This window comes from Marinobacter alexandrii (assembly GCF_005871205.1).
Taxonomy (GTDB): Bacteria; Pseudomonadota; Gammaproteobacteria; order Pseudomonadales; family Oleiphilaceae; genus Marinobacter; species Marinobacter alexandrii.
Genome location: NZ_SWKM01000012.1, coordinates 412494 through 430252 on the forward strand (window position 1 = coordinate 412494; position 17759 = coordinate 430252).

The 17759-nt window shown below is 60.2% G+C and carries 15 protein-coding genes; 6 read left to right on the forward strand and 9 right to left on the reverse strand.

Annotated elements, in window-relative coordinates; all coding sequences use genetic code 11:
- Positions 1-39 precede the first annotated feature (39 nt).
- Complete coding sequence (locus FCS96_RS08820; protein ID WP_138439987.1) at positions 40-699, forward strand: energy-coupling factor ABC transporter permease; 660 nt, start codon at positions 40-42, stop codon at positions 697-699.
- 9 nt (positions 700-708) lie between these two features.
- Here FCS96_RS08820 and FCS96_RS08825 read toward each other — a convergent pair whose 3' ends face one another.
- Positions 709-1134 carry a potassium channel family protein gene (locus tag FCS96_RS08825; protein WP_228264079.1) on the reverse strand — a complete coding sequence of 142 codons (426 nt, stop codon included), beginning with the start codon at positions 1132-1134 and terminating at the stop codon, positions 709-711.
- A gap of 102 nt (positions 1135-1236) precedes the next feature.
- Here FCS96_RS08825 and FCS96_RS08830 point away from each other — a divergent pair, with 102 nt between their 5' ends.
- The 5 genes from FCS96_RS08830 to FCS96_RS08850 are packed head-to-tail and all read left to right on the forward strand — an operon-like array spanning position 1237 to position 9835.
- The gene (locus FCS96_RS08830) at positions 1237-2496 is read left to right on the forward strand and encodes an efflux RND transporter periplasmic adaptor subunit (protein ID WP_138439989.1); all 1260 of its coding nucleotides are present in this window, start codon (positions 1237-1239) and stop codon (positions 2494-2496) included.
- Positions 2493-5657 (forward strand): efflux RND transporter permease subunit, encoded by a 3165-nt coding sequence (locus tag FCS96_RS08835; RefSeq protein WP_138439990.1) that lies wholly within the window; start codon positions 2493-2495, stop codon positions 5655-5657. Before FCS96_RS08830 ends, FCS96_RS08835 begins: the two co-directional genes overlap by 4 nt.
- Before the next feature lie 13 nt (positions 5658-5670).
- Complete coding sequence (locus FCS96_RS08840; protein ID WP_138439991.1) at positions 5671-6414, forward strand: ABC transporter ATP-binding protein; 744 nt, start codon at positions 5671-5673, stop codon at positions 6412-6414.
- Positions 6414-8717, forward strand: coding sequence for an ABC transporter permease (locus FCS96_RS08845; RefSeq protein WP_138439992.1), 2304 nt, complete (start codon positions 6414-6416; stop codon positions 8715-8717). The genes FCS96_RS08840 and FCS96_RS08845 overlap by 1 nt, the downstream gene beginning before the upstream one ends.
- Positions 8714-9835, forward strand: coding sequence for a lipocalin-like domain-containing protein (locus FCS96_RS08850; protein WP_171040708.1), 1122 nt, complete (start codon positions 8714-8716; stop codon positions 9833-9835). The genes FCS96_RS08845 and FCS96_RS08850 overlap by 4 nt, the downstream gene beginning before the upstream one ends.
- 5 nt (positions 9836-9840) lie before the next feature.
- On the opposite strand, the gene FCS96_RS08855 is transcribed toward FCS96_RS08850, so the two are convergent.
- The 8 genes from FCS96_RS08855 to FCS96_RS08890 form a co-directional block, all read right to left on the reverse strand.
- Entirely contained in the window at positions 9841-10566 is a 726-nt protein-coding gene (locus FCS96_RS08855; protein WP_138439993.1) for a proteasome-type protease, read from the reverse strand.
- A 93-nt stretch (positions 10567-10659) separates the two neighbouring features.
- Positions 10660-11445 (reverse strand): transglutaminase family protein, encoded by a 786-nt coding sequence (locus tag FCS96_RS08860; RefSeq protein WP_138439994.1) that lies wholly within the window; start codon positions 11443-11445, stop codon positions 10660-10662.
- The gene (locus tag FCS96_RS08865) at positions 11442-12380 is read right to left on the reverse strand and encodes an alpha-E domain-containing protein (RefSeq protein WP_138439995.1); all 939 of its coding nucleotides are present in this window, start codon (positions 12378-12380) and stop codon (positions 11442-11444) included. The genes FCS96_RS08860 and FCS96_RS08865 overlap by 4 nt, the downstream gene beginning before the upstream one ends.
- On the reverse strand, positions 12374-13807 hold the full coding sequence (locus FCS96_RS08870) for a circularly permuted type 2 ATP-grasp protein (RefSeq protein ID WP_138439996.1): 1434 nt from the start codon (positions 13805-13807) through the stop codon (positions 12374-12376). The genes FCS96_RS08865 and FCS96_RS08870 overlap by 7 nt, the downstream gene beginning before the upstream one ends.
- A gap of 202 nt (positions 13808-14009) precedes the next feature.
- Positions 14010-15218: an ammonium transporter gene (locus FCS96_RS08875; RefSeq protein ID WP_138439997.1), complete on the reverse strand. Its 1209-nt coding sequence runs from the start codon at positions 15216-15218 to the stop codon at positions 14010-14012.
- 223 nt (positions 15219-15441) lie between these two features.
- Positions 15442-16392 (reverse strand): flagellar motor protein MotB, encoded by a 951-nt coding sequence (locus tag FCS96_RS08880; RefSeq protein WP_138439998.1) that lies wholly within the window; start codon positions 16390-16392, stop codon positions 15442-15444.
- 3 nt (positions 16393-16395) lie between these two features.
- Positions 16396-17172 carry a MotA/TolQ/ExbB proton channel family protein gene (locus tag FCS96_RS08885; RefSeq protein ID WP_138439999.1) on the reverse strand — a complete coding sequence of 259 codons (777 nt, stop codon included), beginning with the start codon at positions 17170-17172 and terminating at the stop codon, positions 16396-16398.
- 65 nt (positions 17173-17237) lie between these two features.
- Positions 17238-17657, reverse strand: a complete 420-nt coding sequence (locus tag FCS96_RS08890) for a YkvA family protein (protein ID WP_138440000.1) — start codon at positions 17655-17657, stop codon at positions 17238-17240.
- Between the last annotated feature and the right edge of the window lie 102 nt (positions 17658-17759).

The following is a 17759-nucleotide window of genomic DNA, read 5'->3' on the forward strand; positions in this document are numbered from 1 at the left end:
AGTTTCCCTTTTCGGCATTCAGACAACGGCACGTGCACTATGGGTATGACCGAAAATCTGCTCTCGACCAGTCAGTGGATCATCACGCTGGTGCTGTTCCTGCTGATCTTGACCCGGGCGGTGCGCACCATCGACTGGCGGGCATTCCGTAGCGACAACGCGCTCCAGCATTCGTTTTTCGGGGCGGCCATTGCCTTGGGGTTTCTCTGGCAACTGCGGGCCGGGCTGTCACCAGGGCTGGCCATTCATGTATTTGGCATTACTGTGGTTACGCTGATGCTGGGCTGGGCCCTGGCGGTGTTGTCCGGATTGTTGGCATTGGTGATCACGGTGATTACCGGTCGCGAGCCCCTGCTGATGTTTGCCGCCAATGGTCTGGTCACCGTGATGGTGCCGGCGCTGGTGAGCCACGGCATCATGCTGTGGGAGCGTCGGCAGAATTTCCGCAACTTTTTCGCCTATATTTTCTTCTGCGGTTTTTTTGGTGCCGGCATTTCGGTGGCGGTCGCTGGCACGGTGATGTGCCTGATGCTGTGGAGCAGTGGCGTTTATGAGTTCGGTGAACTGGTGCATGAATACCTGCGTTATTTGCCCCTGTTCATGATTCCCGAGGGCTTCGTGAATGGCACCTTTGTCACCGGTCTGATGGTGTTTTACCCCGATCGTCTGACCACTCTGGATCAGCGGCGCTACCGTTGAGCGCACTGGTCAGCGTGAAGGCCAGTAGCGCTGCATTTCCACAAACAGGAAGGATGCACTCCAGGTAATCAGCACCAGCCCGGTCAGGCCTTCAATGCCGGTCAGGTGCCGGAGGTCACCGAGGGCTTCGATATCGCCGTAGCCCAGGGTGGTAAAGGTGGTGAAAGAAAAATAGACGCAGTCAAGCAGGCTGCCATTGAAGTTGCCGATCAGCTCGCCCCAGCCCTCGGCGTGGTGGAAAGCATAATAGGCGCCAGCGAAGATCCAGACCTGAACGGTGTGCGCGATCAGTATGCCGAAGACCGCGGCAATCATGCGGAAGTGGTGGTGCTGGCGCATTTTGGCCAGCAGGCTGCTGAGGCGGATCAATGACTCGTGGTGAACGAGTACGACCGCAGCCACAATCAGGGCATTGATCAGAGTGACACTTAGCAGGCCAACATGCGCTTGCGCTGTCAAATGTGGTTTACTCCGGTTACAACTGACAATAGCGCCCGAATTGGGCAGGTTCCATTAACCTTAGCTGGCAATGAAGTAATGTCCAAACGACTCTTTCCGTTGATAATTCTTGCCCTTGGTGTCCTCGGTTTCCTCGCGCTCAAGATGACACGCCCTGAACCGGCTGAAGTCAGCGCCACGGAACGCAGCTGGCGCGTGAGCACCCAGATTGTCGAACCGGGCCGGCACACGCCCCTGTTGCCCTTGTACGGCCAGGTTGTGGCGCCTGAGCAGTTAAATGTCACCGCGACACTGGCTGGACGCATTGACGCCCGACCTGTCTCGGAGGGCGAGCGGGTGCAGGCCGGGGACCTTCTGGTTGCTCTCGATGATGCCGATATCGAGCCGGTTCTGACCCAGGCCAAGGCCCAGGTGGCTGATCTCAAAGCCCAGCTTCAGTCCGAGCAGGTCAGGCACCGCAATGACAGGGCGGCGATTAAGAGCGAGCGTGCGATTCGTGATAACGCGGCCCGGCAACTGGAGCGTACCAAGGCTCTGGTTAAGCGCAATCTGGCGTCCCAGGAAAACCTGGAAGCCGCCACCGATGCCCTGGCCCGGGCGGAGCTGACGGTTAGCACGCGCCAACGAGCTATCGACGAGCACCCGTCCCGATTACAGAGTCTGGAAGCCAAGCTGGCCCAGGCTGAAGCCAACCTGGCCACCATCGAGCGGGACGCCAAGCGGGCACAGCTAACGGCGCCCTTCGATGGTGTGGTCACCGATGTCCGGGTGGCGCCGGGGGATCTGGTGGCCCGGAACGAACCTCTGCTGTCGCTCTATCCCGATAAGAACCTTGAGCTGCGGGCACGGGTGCCGGCGCTGTTCCGGGCGGAGCTGCTGGACGCCCTGGTCCGGGGTGAAACGCTGATGGCTACCAGTGAAGGTGGTGAGCACCGGTTTGAACTGGTCCGGTTTGCCGGTACCGCAGATGCCGCCGGCACCGAAGCCATCCTGGCCCTGGTTGGCAATGGCGGTGGCTTGCGACCGGGTGAGTTGCTGCCGGTCAACCTGCAACGGCCGGAACGCCCGGATACCGTGGCCATCCCCTTCAGCGCCCTCTACGGAGCCAACGCCGTTTACCTGATGACGCAAGACCAGCGCATGGAGAGGGTCCGGATTGAGCGCATAGGCGAGGCTCTGGCGGACAATGGCGAGCGCTGGTTGCTGGTGGCGGGCGAGACTATGAAGCCCGGCGCACAACTGATCACGACGCACCTACCCAACGCCATGACCGGATTGAAGGTTGAGTCGGTGGGCAGTGAACGGTCGGATGATAAGGGCGCGGAGGCTGCCGAATGAGACGCCGCCGAGGGGTGATCGGGTTTTTTGTTCATCACCGGGTTGCGGCCAATCTGGTGATGCTGGTGATGTTGCTGGGTGGTGTCCTGGCGCTGACCCGGATGAATATGCAGTTTTTCCCCACCTTCGCCCTCGACATTGTCAGTGTCCGGGTAGTCTGGAGCGGCGCCTCGGCGGAGGATGTCGAGCAGGGTATCACCGATCCGCTGGAGCAGCGGCTGCGAAGCGTCGACGGTCTGAAGAAAATGACGTCAACGTCGGCCCAGAGTGTGTCCTCCATCACCCTGGAGTTTCATGAGGGCACTGATCCCATGCAGGCGCTGGACGACGTCAATCAGCAGGTGGATGAATTCACCAATCTGCCGGCGGACGCCGAAGAGCCTCAGGTCACCCGGATTGAACGCTACGAACCGGTGGCACGATTACTGGTGTACGGGGACGTAGATCGCAGAGAATTAAGGGATTTGAGTTACCGGTTCGAAGACGAACTGCTGGAGCAGGGCATCGACCGGGTTGAAATCTCCGGCCTGCCGGAGCAACAGATCAGTATCGATGTGCCGGTTGAGCGACTGGAAACCCTCGGGCTGTCCCTGGAACAGATTGCCGACCGGGTCGCCTCTATTTCCCGGGATCTGCCTGCGGGCATGATGGCGCAGCAGGACGCCACCCGGGAGTTGCGGGCGGTGGAGCAGCGCCGGTCGGCCCAGGCCTTCGAGGACGTCACGGTACTTAGTGGTGAGCGGATTCAGTTGAGGCTGGGGGACATTGCCATCATCCGGCAGGAAGCCCGGGATAATCAGATGACCCTGAGTCGCAACGGTTATCCGGCGGCGGAGTTTGTGCTGCAGCGCGCCGAAAATGGCGATTCCCTGGCCTCGGCCCAGGTGCTGGATGACTGGCTGGAGAAAACCCGGCCGACGCTGCCGCCGTCCCTGACTCTGGAAGTGTATGATCAGTCCTGGCAGCTGTTGAACGACCGTATTTCCCTGCTGGTTAATAACGGGCTTGGCGGTCTGGTGCTGGTGGTCTGCCTGTTGTACCTGTTCCTGCCGGGGCGGGTGGCCGTGTGGGTGGCGATTGGCATACCCACCGCGTTCCTCGCGTCCATGGCTGTGCTGTGGGGCATCGGTGGCTCCATCAACATGATTTCACTGTTTGCCCTGATTATGGCGCTGGGGGTAATCGTTGACGATGCCATTGTTGTGGGCGAAGACGCCGATGCTCACGCGCGCATGGGAGAAGAGTCGATTTACGCTTCCGAAGGCGCAGCCAAGCGCATGGTATGGCCGGTTTTGGCGTCGTCCCTAACCACGGTGGCGGCGTTCATGCCGCTGCTGGTGGTCGGCGGAGTGATCGGCAATATCCTGGGTGATATTCCCACCGTGATGATCTGTGTGCTGGTGGCTTCGCTTCTGGAGTGCTTTATTGTGCTGCCCGCGCACCTGCGTCACGCTTTCGTGCCCCGCGGCGGTTCTGGCAGCGAACAACAGCCTGCTCCTGCCAGCCGCAACCCAGTGGCGCGTTTGCGATCCGGTTTTGAGCAGAAATTTGATCAGTTCCGGGAAGGCCGGTTTCGCCGGTTTTCCCTGCTTAGTCTTAAGCATCGGGGTGTAACCCTGGCTGGCGCAGTAGCACTGGCCCTGGTCACCGTCGGTTTGCTGGTCGGCGGCCGGCTTGGCTTCAATTTTTTCCCCACGCCCGAGCCCTCGATTTTCTACGCCAACGTCAGTTTTGTGGCCGGCACCGATGAGCGCACCGTGGACCGGTTTCTGGACGACATGCGCCGTAGCCTGAACGAGACCGAGGCAGCCCTCGGCGGCGATCTGATACGGCACGCCATTACCCGCGAGGGCGCAACCCTTGGGTCCGGAGGACGGTCACGCACTGGTGAAGAGCTCGGTGCCATGTTCATAGAGCTGGCGCCATCAGACCAGCGCCTGGTTCGCAATCCCGATTTCATAAACGAGTGGCGCAGCCGCCTGGCGCTGCCTGCGGGGCTGGACAATCTGAGTATCTCTGAGCGGCAAGCCGGACCACCGGGCCGGGATGTTAATGTGCGCCTGACTGGCGACGATGCCGAGTCCCTGAAAGCAGCCGGCGAAGCCCTGTCCCAGGCGTTATCAACTCTGCCGGGCGTGCTCGACGTGGAAGACGACATGCCCTGGGGGCGGGAACAGCTGATTTATCAGGTCAGCGCCTACGGCGAGGCCCTGGGCCTGACCACCTCTGATCTGGGCCGACAACTGCGGGCCGCCTTTGATGGCCGTATTGCCCAGATCTATCAGGATGGACGGGACGAAGTGGAAGTGCGGGTGCAGTTGCCCCAGGATCAGCGAGAGCGACTCTCGACGTTGTCACAGATGACGGTAAGAGTGCCGGATGGCCGCTTCGTGCCACTCAGCCAGGTTATGAACCTGGATCACCGGCAGGGCTTCGAAGCCCTTCGCCATGCCGATGGCAAGTTGGCGGTGGAGGTCACCTCTGGGCTGAATACCCAGGTCAGCACCACCGACCAGATTCTCGACAGCCTGCAGGCCGAGGCCCTGCTGGAAATTGCCAGCCGCTATAACGTGCGCTACAGCTTCGAAGGCCGGGCTGCAGACCAGCGTGAAACCCTGGCGGACATGCAGACCGGCTTGATCATCGGCCTCGGCCTGATGTACGTGGTGCTGGTCTGGGTGTTCGCGTCCTGGAGTCTGCCGGTGATCGTCATGGCGATTATTCCCTTTGCCTTGGTCGGAGCCCTGATCGGGCACTGGCTGATGGGACTACAGCTCACCATCCTGTCCCTGTTCGGGTTGTTTGGTTTGTCCGGAATAGTGGTCAATAACGCCATCATCCTCGTAGCTTTCTACAACCAGCAACGGAAAAAGGGCCTGGACATTACTGAAGCCCTGAACGAGGCCGCCGTTCAGCGCGTGCGGGCGGTGTTGCTGACCTCGTTGACTACCATCGGTGGCCTGTTGCCGCTGCTGTTTGAAACCTCGCTGCAGGCGCAGTTTCTGATACCCATGGCGACCTCAATCGCATTTGGGCTCGGGCTGTCGACGCTGCTGGTGCTGCTGGTGATTCCGGCGCTGCTGTCCTGGCTGGAGCAGTTTCGGGAATGGCGCGCCCAACGACACGGCGAACATGCTCCTCTGATAGGAGTCGACGACTAGAGGCAGATTTTCGATGGGACAAGCTTTGCTAAGGGTTCACGGACTGGCCAAAGGCTTCCGCAGTGGCAGCGAGCAGATCCCGGTGCTGGCGGACCTGGCCTTAACCCTGAACCAGGGCGAGTCCATGGCGTTAATGGGCCGGTCCGGATCCGGTAAAAGCACCCTGTTGAATCTGCTCTGTGGCCTTGAGCATCCGGACGCGGGCGTCATCGATATCGATGGGCAACACTTTGACGGCAGCCAGGCTCATGATCGCCGCGCACAGTCCCGGTGCTGGGCCGATCTCCGGCGCCAGCGCATCGGTGTGGTATTTCAAGATGCCAACTTGATGCCCGCCATGTCACTGCTCGACAACGTTCGGCTAAGGGCCCGGCTGGCTGGTCAGGACGATTTGGGCTGCTTGGCCTGGCTCGAACGCCTGGGCATCGGCGCCCTGGCGGATCGGTTCCCCGATCAGGTCTCGGGTGGTCAGCGTCAGCGTGCGGCCCTGGCGATGGTGTTTGCCATGCAACCGGCGCTGATCCTGGCGGATGAGCCGACTGGCAGCCTGGACCGGCACACTGCCGATGACGTTGCCGATGAATTGTTCCGGCTTCAGGCCGAACACGGTTGCGCCCTGATTCTCGCCACCCACGACGCTGAACTCGCGGCCCGCTGTGGCCAGCGCCTGGATCTGGCGCACCTCTCTTGCTCTGCAGCGCCTTCGCCATCTTCCATGTCTTCTACCAGCCCAGCGCCTGCTGACCGGTCCCAGTGATGACCCTGTTTGCCGCACTGTTCAGCCATTACCGGCGTCACCCGCTGCAGCTGCTCGCCCTGGCAATCATGATTGTGGTTGCCACCATGTTGTGGACCGGGGTCAGTCATCTCACCCACCAGGCCAGGGCCAGTTTCGGTCAGAGTGAGCAGGCGGTAGCGGAGCGGCGGCAAGTGGTGCGTTCGGACGGGCAGTCGGTTGCGGTAGCTGATTTCGTGACCCTGCGCCGAGCCGGTGTCTGCGTCATGCCCTGGCTTGAGGTGCAGCGACCGGATGCTCAGGGCCGGGTGGTGGGCGTGGACGGGTTAGCGGCCAGCTGTTTTGCCGGTGCCGGCGAAGCGGCGCAAGCCTGGAATCAGCCCCTGAACGGCAAGCCCTTCCTGGATATTCGCGATGCCGCAGCCCTGACTACCGGCCCCGACGATCGGTCAGCCGAGTTGACGCTGCTGGTGGCGGAGCAGGTCACCGAGGCTGCCTTGCCCGAGGGCTATCGCCTGAGCCGCTTCAGCCTTGGCCCCGATACCGGGGAGTTGGGTGAGAGCTTCCTGCTGAATCTGGATGCCCTTGGCGTGCTGGTGCTGTTGATCACCGCCTTGCTGCTGCGCAGCGTGTATCAATTAGGGCTGGCCCAACGCCGGGACAGTTTCGCTCTGTTGCACCGGTTCGGCGTGCCGCCGGTGTCGGTTAATCGCTTGCTGGTGCTGGAAATGGCCCTGTTGGCCGGGCTCTGTGTGATACCGGGTGTGGCGTTAGGGCGTTTGCTGGCCGGGCTTCTGGGCAGCGGATTCGGTCAGGCCCTGGACAACCTGTTCGATGCGCCGCTGTACGCGGGTCAGGAGGCGAGTTGGCTCTCGTCGGTTCTGACCATGATGGCGGTGGTGATGGTGGTCTGCCTGATTGATCTGATCCGACCGGTTTCGCGGGCGCCGGTAATGCTCCTGGCCGGGCAGCGACAATCTCTGGCCCTGGCGGCGCTGCTGCTCGGGCTGGCGCTGGCCATGGTGGCGTCGTCGCTGGTGCCGGTGTTTATTGCCGTTGCCCTGGTGTTTGTCGGCGCCGGGTTACTGGCCCCAATCCTGATGTCAGGTCTGGCTCAACGCCTCGCCCGGGCTGCGCCGGACCCGCTCAAACGCTGGCACTTTGCCGAGTTTGGCGTTCTGGCCCGGCGCCTGGCGCTGCCACTGGTGGCACTGCAGTTTGCGCTGGCCATGGTGTTGGCGGTGCAGGCGCTGGTGACGGTGTTTGAAGCCACTTTTGATGAGTGGCTGTCCCAGCGACTGGCGGCGGACTTCTTTGTTGAGGTGCCTGCGGGTGCGGATAGCGGCCCCGGCGTCGACTGGCTGGCGGCCCAACCTGTGCTGGCAGCCAGCGGCGATTGGCAGCGGGTGGTCCGGGGCGAGGCGGAGCTGATGATGGCAGACGCCGCGTCGCACTCGGAGACAGGGCCGGGACAGCGCGTCGATCTGTTGGCGGTGGCGCCGGTCGGCCGGCTGCTGACCCAGTGGCGCCTGCAGGCAGCCGCAGACCAACCCTGGCAGGCCTTTGCCCGGGGCGAGGGCATCATGATCAATGAACAACTCGCGCGCCGGCAGGAGTTGGCGGTGGGTGAAACCCTCAACCTGACAGTGGCCGATGAAACCCTGTCATTGCCCGTTTTGGCCATCTATCCCGACTATGGCCGTCCGGCCGGTGAGGTGCTGCTTAACGCCGGGCTTTTGCCGGCGGCGTTCCAACCCGGATTCGAGAGTCTGTCGATCAACCCGGGCGATCTGGACATGGCCACCGTGGTGTCGGGGCTGCAGCGGGTATGGCAGGTGGAGACGGTGACGGTGCGGAACAATGAGCGGATTCGGGAGCTGGCGGATACCGTGTTCGACCAGACATTCCTGCTGACCCGCGCCATGACCGTGCTGACTTTGATCCTGGCGGCCGCTGCGTTGCTGATTATGGGCTGGGTGTTCTTCTCAACCAGGGTCTGGTACTACCGGCTATTGGCGGTGTGGGGCTTGCGCGACAGGGAGGTGGCCGGCCAGATGGTGCGCCTTGCCGTCAGCCTGACTATTGGCATTGCGGTGTTGGCTTTGCCGTTGGGTATCTGGCTGACCTGGGTGCTGGTGCACCGGATCAACCCTTTGGCCTTTGGCTGGTCATTGCCGATGGCAGTGTATCCGGAGTTCTGGGTAGAGTTGATCGGGCTCAGCCTGTTGATTGGCCTGAGCATCGCTGCGCTGATGCGTCGTCAGCTCCAGCAGCCAGCCACCATTCCGGCATCCGCCGGCAGTCTGTCTGGAGGTGATCGATGACGTTTTGTGTGCGTTCGATTCACTTTCCGTTCTTTTTTCGAGTATTGGCGTCATTTTTGTGGCTTTTTCTGGCTGTCGGCTGCTCTGGGGAGTCCGAGGACAGCGGCTTTGCCGGACTCGCCGAATCGCAACAGGCAGGCACCGACGTACCTTTCCTGCAGCCGGGCCCGGGCGACCGGCTCAAATTCCCAGAGGATTTCGGGCCCCACCCCCAGCACCGCATCGAATGGTGGTACTTGACTGCCAATCTCGAAAACCAGGCGGGCGAGCCGCTGGGCCTGCAATGGACGCAGTTTCGTCAGGCCCTGACCCCGAGGTCGGCGAACGCGACACCGCCGGCGCCAGCCCAGTGGCCATTGCAGGCGGCGTGGATGGCTCATGGCGCACTCAGTTGGCGTGGTCAGCATCATTTTGCCGAGCGGCTGGCCCGGGCCGACGTTGGTCACGCCGGTGCTACGGCACAACCGTTCGAGGTCTGGCTCGATGACTGGCGGCTTACCAGTACGGGCGAGTCCGGCCGTTGGCGGTTGCAGGTGTCGGCGGATAATTGGTCCTACGATTTATTCCTGCGGCTGAACGGCCCGCCGGTGGCGCACGGTGACCGGGGCTTCAGCGCCAAGTCGGCCAGTGGTGAGGGCTCCATGTATTTCAGCCTGGTGGATATTGCCATTGCGGGTAAGGTCACCATCGACGGCGAAACCCAGAAGGTCCGCGGCAAGGGCTGGTTTGATCGGGAGTGGAGCAGTCAGCTGCTGAAAACCGGGCAGCAGGGTTGGGACTGGTTCGCCCTGCACCTGGATTCCGGAGACAAACTGATGGCGTTCCGGTTACGGGAGGACGGCGGTGCGTTTGTCTCCGGCACCTGGATTACCAAAGAGAGGGAAGCAGTGGCGCTGAGTTCCGACGACCTGACGCTAACCCCGGAAGCCGAGACCGAGGCAACACCAACCCACTGGCGGCTGCAGGTGCCCCGTTATGGGGTTGATTTGGAGATTGCCGCGCCGCCCGGTGAATACCGTAATGAGGGACAATACCCGTACTGGGAAAGCCCGGTCAGCGTCAGCGGTAGTCACTCGGGGGAAGGCTACATGGAGTTGACCGGGTACGAGGCGGAGTAGGCCGTTCAGCTGGTCGTTGGGGGTTCCAGACTGGAGAACAGCTCCTGGATGCCGCTGTGCCACTGCTGTCGCAGCGCGTGGAAATATTCACACTGGTCTTCCACCCGCGCCATCAGGCAGGGTTTGAGGGCGTCTTTGCGATAGATCGCAACGTCCAGGGGCATGCCCACCGACAGGTTGCTCTTCATGGTTGAATCAAAGGAGATCAGGGCGCACTGATAGGCCCGATCCAGCGGTGTCCGGTAGTTCACGATCCGGTCGAGGATTGGTTTGCCGTACTTGGATTCGCCAATCTGGAAGTAGGGTGTTTCCTCGGTGGCCTCAATGAAGTTACCTTCGGGATAGACGTTGAACAGCCGCGGTGCTTCGCCCTTGATCTGTCCCCCGAGAATCAGCGAGCAACTGAAATCCACGTGGCTTAGCTTGCCGTCCGGGTTGTCCCGGCGGATCACTTCGCGCATGGTCTGGCCCACGATTTCGGCGGTTTCAAACATTGTGGCGGTATTGAGCACGTTGGTGGTGTCGGTGCCGGCGCGGCGTTCCAGCAGGCTGATGACACTCTGACTGGTGGCCAAATTGCCGGCGGACAGCAACACCAGCTCTCGTTCGCCCGGCTGCTCGAACACATGCATCTTACGGAAGGTCGAAATCTGGTCGAATCCGGCATTGGTCCGGGAATCCGATGCAAACACCAGCCCGTCGGCCAGTCGCATCGCTACGCAATAAGTCATAAAGCCCTCCTGCCAGGCTCCAATAATGCGCGTAGTCTAAAACGAATTCAGCCGTAACGTGAGCGCTTTATTGTGCGTTTTTTGGCAGTTTTGTTACTGCGCTTGCGCCGCCTCGGTCACCCACGCCCGGGTCTCCATGTGCTCGTTTCCGCCGCCATTGCGCATGCCGCGAACGGGCGCTACATCCAGGTAGTCCAGACCGACCGCGAGTTTCAGGTGGCTTTCGGCCACATTCAGGGTGTTAACCACATCGAAGGTTTGCCAGTTACTGCCCAGCCAGACCTCAGCCCAGGCATGGGTGGCGACGTGGTCATCACTCACCGAATGAATGTAGCCACTGACATAGCGCGCCGGCACGCCGATGTGGCGGCAACAGGCGATGAAGATGTGGGTGTGATCCTGGCAGACGCCAGCGCCGAGTTTGAAGGCTTCAGCCGCCGTATGGGTCACATTGGTGACGCCTGGGGTGAACGCAATGTGCTCCCGCAGATGCTTCATCAGGCGAACCAGGCTGCGTTTGTTGGGCGAGTACTGTTCGGCGAACGCCTTCAGGTCATCGTCCATTTCGGTCAGCGGGGTGTCGCACAAAAATACCTCAGGTGGAAACGGTGAGTCGTCCCGGGTCAGCGGCTTTCCGGTCAGGTCGACAATGCCCTCGGCGACCAGGGTGATACTTGGAAACGCCTTTTTCAGGGTCATCACCGTGACCGGGTTGCCATAACCATCGATCATGTCGCTGGTTTCGCCCGGGATGTCCAGGTGCCATTCGAAGATACGCTGCTGGGGCGTGTTCCGGGGCGTCAGCCGGATGTACTGGATACTGTTGCGCACCGGTGATTCGTAGGTGTAGGTCGTCTCGTGACGAATATGCAGTCTCATTGGTGCCACCCCATGTAGTCTTTCTGAATTTGACCGGCAATGCGCTGAATCCTTGCCAGGAAATCCACGAGGTAGTCATGTAGGCCACGCTCTTCGATGTAGTCGGTATCACCGAAACGGATGTTGGCATAGAGGCTTGAGGCCATGCGCCGGGCTCGCTGGGCAGAACCACTTTCAACCCGATCGAGCAGGCCGGCAATCTCTTCCAGGCAGCTGTGCAGGGAGCGCGGCAGTTCATGGGACAGAATCAGCAATTCCGGGACACTGGTAGGATCCAGGCTGTGCCCGTAAGTGTTTTGGTAGGCCTCAAACGCCGCCAGGGAATTCAGCAGGGCGGTCCACTCGAAGAAGGACTGGGTGGCCTGTTCCTCCATCGACTTCATCGCCATGACATGGCGAATATCCAGTACTCGCGCGGTGGTATCTGCCCGCTCTATGATCGTGCCCAGGCGCAGGAAGTGGAAGGCATCGTTGCGCAACAGGGTGCCGTAGGCGGCGCCCCGGAACATGTGCGAGCGTTCGCGAATCCAGTCGAACACGGAGCTGGCGTTGGATTCGGTGACACCCTCTTTTTGCAGTACTTTCAGGTCCAGCCAGGCCCGGTTAATGGTTTCCCAGACATCGGCCGACAGGTTGCCCCGAACATGGAGTGCATTATCCCGGGCGTTACGGATGTAGTTGAAGACACTGGCCGGGTGCTGGTCGTCCAGCAACAGGAAGTCGATCAGATTCTGGGGGGTGATCTCGTCATGGTGTTGGAAGAAATCATCGTAGGTTCCAGAGACCAGTAGCGGCACGGAAAGTTGCTCGGTGCGGTCTTCCGGAACGTCGATCAGGGCCATCTTCAAACTGACGTCCAGTTGTCTGGCCTGGCTCTCTGCCCGTTCCAGGTAACGGGCCATCCAAAACAGGCTGGAGGCTGCGCGGCTCAGCATAAGTCATCCTCCAGTACCCAAGTGTCCTTGGTACCACCGCCCTGGGATGAATTCACCACCAGTGAGCCCTTTTTCAGGGCCACGCGGGTCAGCCCGCCGGGTACCATCTGAATCTTCTTGCCGGAAAGCACAAAAGGCCGGAGATCGAGATGCCTGGGCGCCACGCCCTCGTCCACAAAGGTGGGGCAGGTCGACAGGCTGAGTGTCGGTTGGGCAATGTAATCCTCGGGGTGCGCCTTGAGCAGGCCGCGGAAGGTTTCCAGCTCTTTCTTGCTGGCCTTGGGGCCAATCAGCATGCCATAGCCGCCGGCGCCCTGGGTTTCCTTGACGACCAGTTCCGGCAGGTGGTCCAGCACGTAGTGCAGGTCTTTTTTCTTGCGGCACTGCCAGGTTGGCACATTCTTCAGAATGGGCTCTTCACCGAGGTAGAAGCGGATCATGTCGGGCACATACGGGTAGATCGACTTGTCATCCGCAATCCCTGTGCCCATGGCGTTGGCCAGGACCACGTTACCGGTTCGGTAGGCGGCATAAAGCCCGGGCACGCCCAGCATTGAACTGGGGTTGCCGGCCAGCGGATCGAGGAAGTCGTCGTCGACCCGGCGGTAAATGACATCCACCTGTTGCGGGCCGATGGTGGTTTTCATGTAAACCTTGTTCTGGTGCACGAACAGGTCGGCGCCTTCGACCAGCTCCACGCCCATCTGTCGCGCCAGGAAGGCATGCTCGAAATAGGCACTGTTAAACCGGCCCGGGGTGAGAACCACCACTGTCGGATTGGCTTGTAACGATGCCGCGCGCAGGGTTTCCCCCAGGAGATTGGGGTAGTGCTCCACCGGAGCCACCGGAGAGTGGGCAAACAGCTCTGGGAATAGCCGCATCATCATCCGGCGATTCTCCAGCATGTACGAGACCCCACTGGGGCACCGGAGATTGTCCTCCAGCACGTAAAAATCGCCATCGTTGTTGCGAATCAGGTCGATGCCGGCGATGTGGGAATACAGGTTTCGCGGCAGTTTCAGGTTTTGCATGCCGGGCTGGTATTGGCTGTTGGCAAACACCTGCTCGGCACTGATCACGCCAGCTTTAACGATTTCGTAGTTGTGGTAGATGTCGTGCAGAAAGCGGTTCAGTGCTGTTACTCGCTGGCGCAGGCCGGCCTGGAGTTTGTGCCAGTCGCTGGCGGAAATAACCCGGGGAATCAGGTCAAACGGGATCAGTCGGTCAGCGCCCTGGTCCTCACCGTAGACATTGAAGGTAATACCCAGGCGCTGGAACAGCACATCGGCTTCCCGGCGTTTTTCGGCAATCAGATTTTCATCCGATTCAAGTAGCCAGTTTTCCAGCATTCGGCAATGGGGCCGTACCCGGTTGTCCGCATCGAACAGTTCATCAAACAGACCTGCGTCCGGTGTCTCAATCAGCATGATTCCGTTCGTCTCCTGCGAGGGTGCCGGTGGAGTCGGCACTCAATACGGTAAGGGGCAGCAAAAGGCGGGCCAGCGACTAGGTTGTTGATCTCGTGACCTGTCTTACAGCAAAGGAGAGGATGGTCATTCTGTCAATTTAGGCTTAGAACGAAAACAGGCGGCCAAGTGGCCGCCTGTTTTAAAGTGGTGCCATTCCGCATTATTCGATAGCGGTTGCACCAATACGGTGAATGCTGACGTCCGCACCGTTGAACTCTTCTTCGTCGGTCAGGCGCAGGCCCGAGATGGTGTTGATGACGCCGTACACGATCAGGCCGCCCACGAAGGCCACCAGGACACCGGCTACGGAACCGATGATCTGGGACATCAGGCTGACTCCGCCCAGACCACCGAGCGCTTCCTGGCCGAAGATGCCGCAGGCGATTGCACCCCATACACCGCAAACACCATGCAAAGGCCAGACACCCAGCACATCGTCCAGGCGCTCAATTCTGGCCTGGGCCCATTCGAACAGGTAAACGAAAATGGCGCCGGCAACACCGCCGGTGATTAGTGCACCCACCGGGTGCATCAGGTCAGAGCCGGCACAGACAGCTACCAGGCCAGCCAGAGGACCGTTGTGGATGAAACCCGGGTCCTTGCGGCCTATTAGCATGGCCACCAGGATGCCGCCGACCATGGCCATCAGGCTGTTGACCGCCACCAGGCCGCTGATGCCATCCAGCGTCTGCGCCGACATCACGTTGAATCCAAACCAGCCTACAGTCAGGATCCAGGCGCCCAGCGCCAGGAACGGAATGTTGGACGGGGCAAAGGCGACCACGCGGCCGTTGCGGTAGCGACCGTTACGGGCACCCAGCAGCAGAACCGCGGCCAGGGCAATCCAGCCGCCTACAGCATGCACCACAACGGAGCCGGCGAAGTCGTGGAAGGATGCACCAAACTGGTTCTCAAGCCAGGCCTGGAAGCCGTAGTTGCCATTCCAGATCATGCCCTCAAAGAACGGGTACACCAGGGCTACGATGAGTGCAGAGGCAATCAGCATCGGATAGAACTTGGCGCGCTCAGCGATACCGCCGGAGACGATGGCAGGAATGGCTGCCGCGAAGGTCATCAGGAAGAAGAACTTGACCAGTTCGTAGCCGTTGCTGGCGGTCAGTTCTGCCGCGCCGGACATGAAGTGGCTGCCGTAAGCGACGTAGTAACCCACGAAGAAATAGGCCACAGCGGAGACGCCGAAATCGGTCATGATCTTGACCAGGGCGTTGACCTGGTTCTTGTGGCGCACGGTGCCTACTTCCAGGAAGGCAAAGCCGGCATGCATGGCCAGTACCATAATGGCACCGATAAGGATGAACAGCGTGTTGGCGCTTTCAGTCAGGGTGTGTACTGCACTCGTGATGTCCACGGGTTATTGCTCCTGAATTGTTTTGTTGGCCTCAGTCGGGCTTGTTGTGCATTGGTCGGGTGCACAGAAGCAAGAGGCGTTCCAAAATAAGGCAAAAGCAGTGCCGTTAGTCAGTTGTCAGGGGTAAGTACACGTAAGGTGACGTCTTTGGCGGGATTATCGCACTAAAAAAGTGCGCCCATCTCGACTTTGCACTGAAATGGGCATCCGCTGGGGTGGTCGATTACCAGGTAAGATTGTTGTTTGGGTTGTCGTCTTCAAGAAGGATTTCGGGCGTGGGATCTGCTTCAAAATCGATAACTGCTTCTTGATCAAGAGCACCTGATTCCACCAGTTCCCGCAGTTCGACTTCCTGCTCCTGCAGCGGGCCTGACAGGTCAACGATGATTTCCACCCGGCGATTCTTGGCGCGACTTTCTGCGGTGTTGTTGCTGACCCGGGGCTTGGTGTCGGCCAGCCCCTTCACAGCCAGCCGGGTCGGTTCAACCTCTTCCACCGCCAGCAGGGCATTGGCCACAGCGGCGGCTCGTGCTGCAGAGAGGTCCCAGTTGCTGTAGAACCGGGATGTGCGAATGGGAATGTCGTCGGTGTGTCCCTCCACCGTCAGTCTGCCCGGAATATCCGCGAGCACATCCGCCATGTCGAGCAGCAAGGTTTCGAAATCGTAAGTCAGATCGGCAGAGCCGGAGGGGAAGGAGCCTTTTTCCTCAATACGGATCACGATCCTGCGCTGATCCTCATCCTGAGCCACATTGATGCGCCCATCTTCGATGGCCTCTTCCAGCACCTTTGTTATGTCCTGGGTGCTCTGGTCAAGTTGGTCCTGGGTGGCGGCCTCAATGGCTTGTTCGGTTGGGCTTTTGAGGGTCTGAAGCTCCGGTTTTCGGTCGGACGTGGTCTGCCGAATCTCGTTTACCACGGTGGGCTCGGGCGGCGCCGGTGAGAACTTGTCAAAAATCGGGCTGGTGCCCATGGGAATGTCCAAGGTCGGCACTTCGCGCTGAACCCCGAACGCCTTCGACAGCTCACCGGCAATCTGCTTGAACTTCATGGCGTCGATCTCAGAGAACGACAGCAGCAACACGAAGAAGCACATCAACAGCGACATCAGGTCAGCAAAGGTGACAACCCAGGCCGGGATCCCCGGTTTTTCCTCTTCCGGTAACTCGTCCATGGCTTATCCGCTCGCAGGCTCCGGTTCGGGCGCCTTGTTGCGCTCTTTCGGAGGCAGGTAACTGGACAGCAGTTGTTCGATGATCCGTGGGTTAGTGCCTGCCTGGATCGCCTTCAGGGCGTCGATGTACAGGGACTGCATGCGCGCCTCTTCGGTCATCCGCAAGGACAGCTTGTCGGCGATGGGCGAGGCCACCATGGTGGCGAGCATGGCACCGTACAGGGTGGTCAGCAGGGCGACCGCCATGGCGGGGCCGATGGATTTCGGGTCTTCCATGTTCGACAGCATCTGGACCAGGCCAATCAGTGTGCCGATCATACCCATGGCCGGCCCGACATCGGCCAGCGCGGTGAACACTTTGGCGCCGGACCGGTTGTGGTCCAGCGTCATTAGCCGCTCTTTGTTCAACAGCTGTTCGATGGTATCGCCGTCCTGGCCATCCACCAGCATTTGGATTCCCTGCGCCAAGAAAGGGGACTCGACGTCGCGACCCTCCAATCCCAAAACTCCTTCCTTACGGGCAATCTGTGCAACGTCCACCAACTCTTCAATGGCGGCCTGAGTTTCTGGAAGTTTGAATTTGAAGGCCCGGGCGGCAGCGCCGAAGGCGCCAATAAACTGGCCGAAACTGAACTTGGCCAGCACCACCAGGGAGCTGCCACCGATCACGATCAGCAGGGAGGGGGCGTTGACGAAAACATCGGGTGAGACGCCGAGAATAACGGCAGAAGCGATGAGCACTATGGCGCCAACAAGGCCAATCAGGGTGGCAAAATCCACGTCGTCTCCAAAGGCTGGGGCAAAAGAAGAAACGATTGAGAGAGTACGTTCGGTTTAAGTCTCAATCAATTCGAATGTGTAAAATTGTTTTGCGCGTCTCGTTCTTCGCTCCATGCAGCGTAGCGGTGTAGGTCCGACTCCACCAGTTTCAGGCACAGGGCGACCACGCCAGCATCGTCAATAAATCCGAAGCCGAGTATCAGGTCGGGAATCACATCCAGAGGGTTGAGAACATACAGCAGCGCGCCGGCAATTGCCGCGATGGTTTTCCAGGGCACGCTGCGGTAGTTGCCGTACCAGTAGTCGCGGATCATCGCGAACATGAGCTTGATGTCGGCGCTGAAGCGGTTGAGTTTGCCACTGCCTTTCACTTTCTCTTCTATCGCACGCTGGCGCTCCAGCAGAGCTTCCAGATCGGTGCGATGCACCTTGCCGGATTCGGCATTCAGCTGTTTTTCCGCGTTTTTCTCATTAAACAGGGCCATTACGGCGTGTCCTTTTGGCAGAGAGAATGCAGCCACCATGATCGCCCAAGCCGAAGTCGGTTGCCAACCATTGCAGGCTTATCGGTGTTACCTCTTTTTCGC

What these genes read in the sequence shown, in the direction of transcription:
- FCS96_RS08845 (WP_138439992.1), top strand. Translation starts at nt 6,414, where the DNA reads ATGACCCTGTTTGCCGCACTGTTCAGCCATTACCGGCGTCACCCGCTG.
- FCS96_RS08840 (WP_138439991.1), top strand. Translation starts at nt 5,671, where the DNA reads ATGGGACAAGCTTTGCTAAGGGTTCACGGACTGGCCAAAGGCTTCCGC.
- FCS96_RS08890 (WP_138440000.1), bottom strand. Translation starts at nt 17,657, where the DNA reads ATGGCCCTGTTTAATGAGAAAAACGCGGAAAAACAGCTGAATGCCGAA.
- FCS96_RS08880 (WP_138439998.1), bottom strand. Translation starts at nt 16,392, where the DNA reads ATGGACGAGTTACCGGAAGAGGAAAAACCGGGGATCCCGGCCTGGGTT.
- FCS96_RS08850 (WP_171040708.1), top strand. Translation starts at nt 8,714, where the DNA reads ATGACGTTTTGTGTGCGTTCGATTCACTTTCCGTTCTTTTTTCGAGTA.
- FCS96_RS08860 (WP_138439994.1), bottom strand. Translation starts at nt 11,445, where the DNA reads ATGAGACTGCATATTCGTCACGAGACGACCTACACCTACGAATCACCG.
- FCS96_RS08835 (WP_138439990.1), top strand. Translation starts at nt 2,493, where the DNA reads ATGAGACGCCGCCGAGGGGTGATCGGGTTTTTTGTTCATCACCGGGTT.
- FCS96_RS08865 (WP_138439995.1), bottom strand. Translation starts at nt 12,380, where the DNA reads ATGCTGAGCCGCGCAGCCTCCAGCCTGTTTTGGATGGCCCGTTACCTG.
- FCS96_RS08820 (WP_138439987.1), top strand. Translation starts at nt 40, where the DNA reads ATGGGTATGACCGAAAATCTGCTCTCGACCAGTCAGTGGATCATCACG.
- FCS96_RS08830 (WP_138439989.1), top strand. Translation starts at nt 1,237, where the DNA reads ATGTCCAAACGACTCTTTCCGTTGATAATTCTTGCCCTTGGTGTCCTC.
- FCS96_RS08855 (WP_138439993.1), bottom strand. Translation starts at nt 10,566, where the DNA reads ATGACTTATTGCGTAGCGATGCGACTGGCCGACGGGCTGGTGTTTGCA.
- FCS96_RS08870 (WP_138439996.1), bottom strand. Translation starts at nt 13,807, where the DNA reads ATGCTGATTGAGACACCGGACGCAGGTCTGTTTGATGAACTGTTCGAT.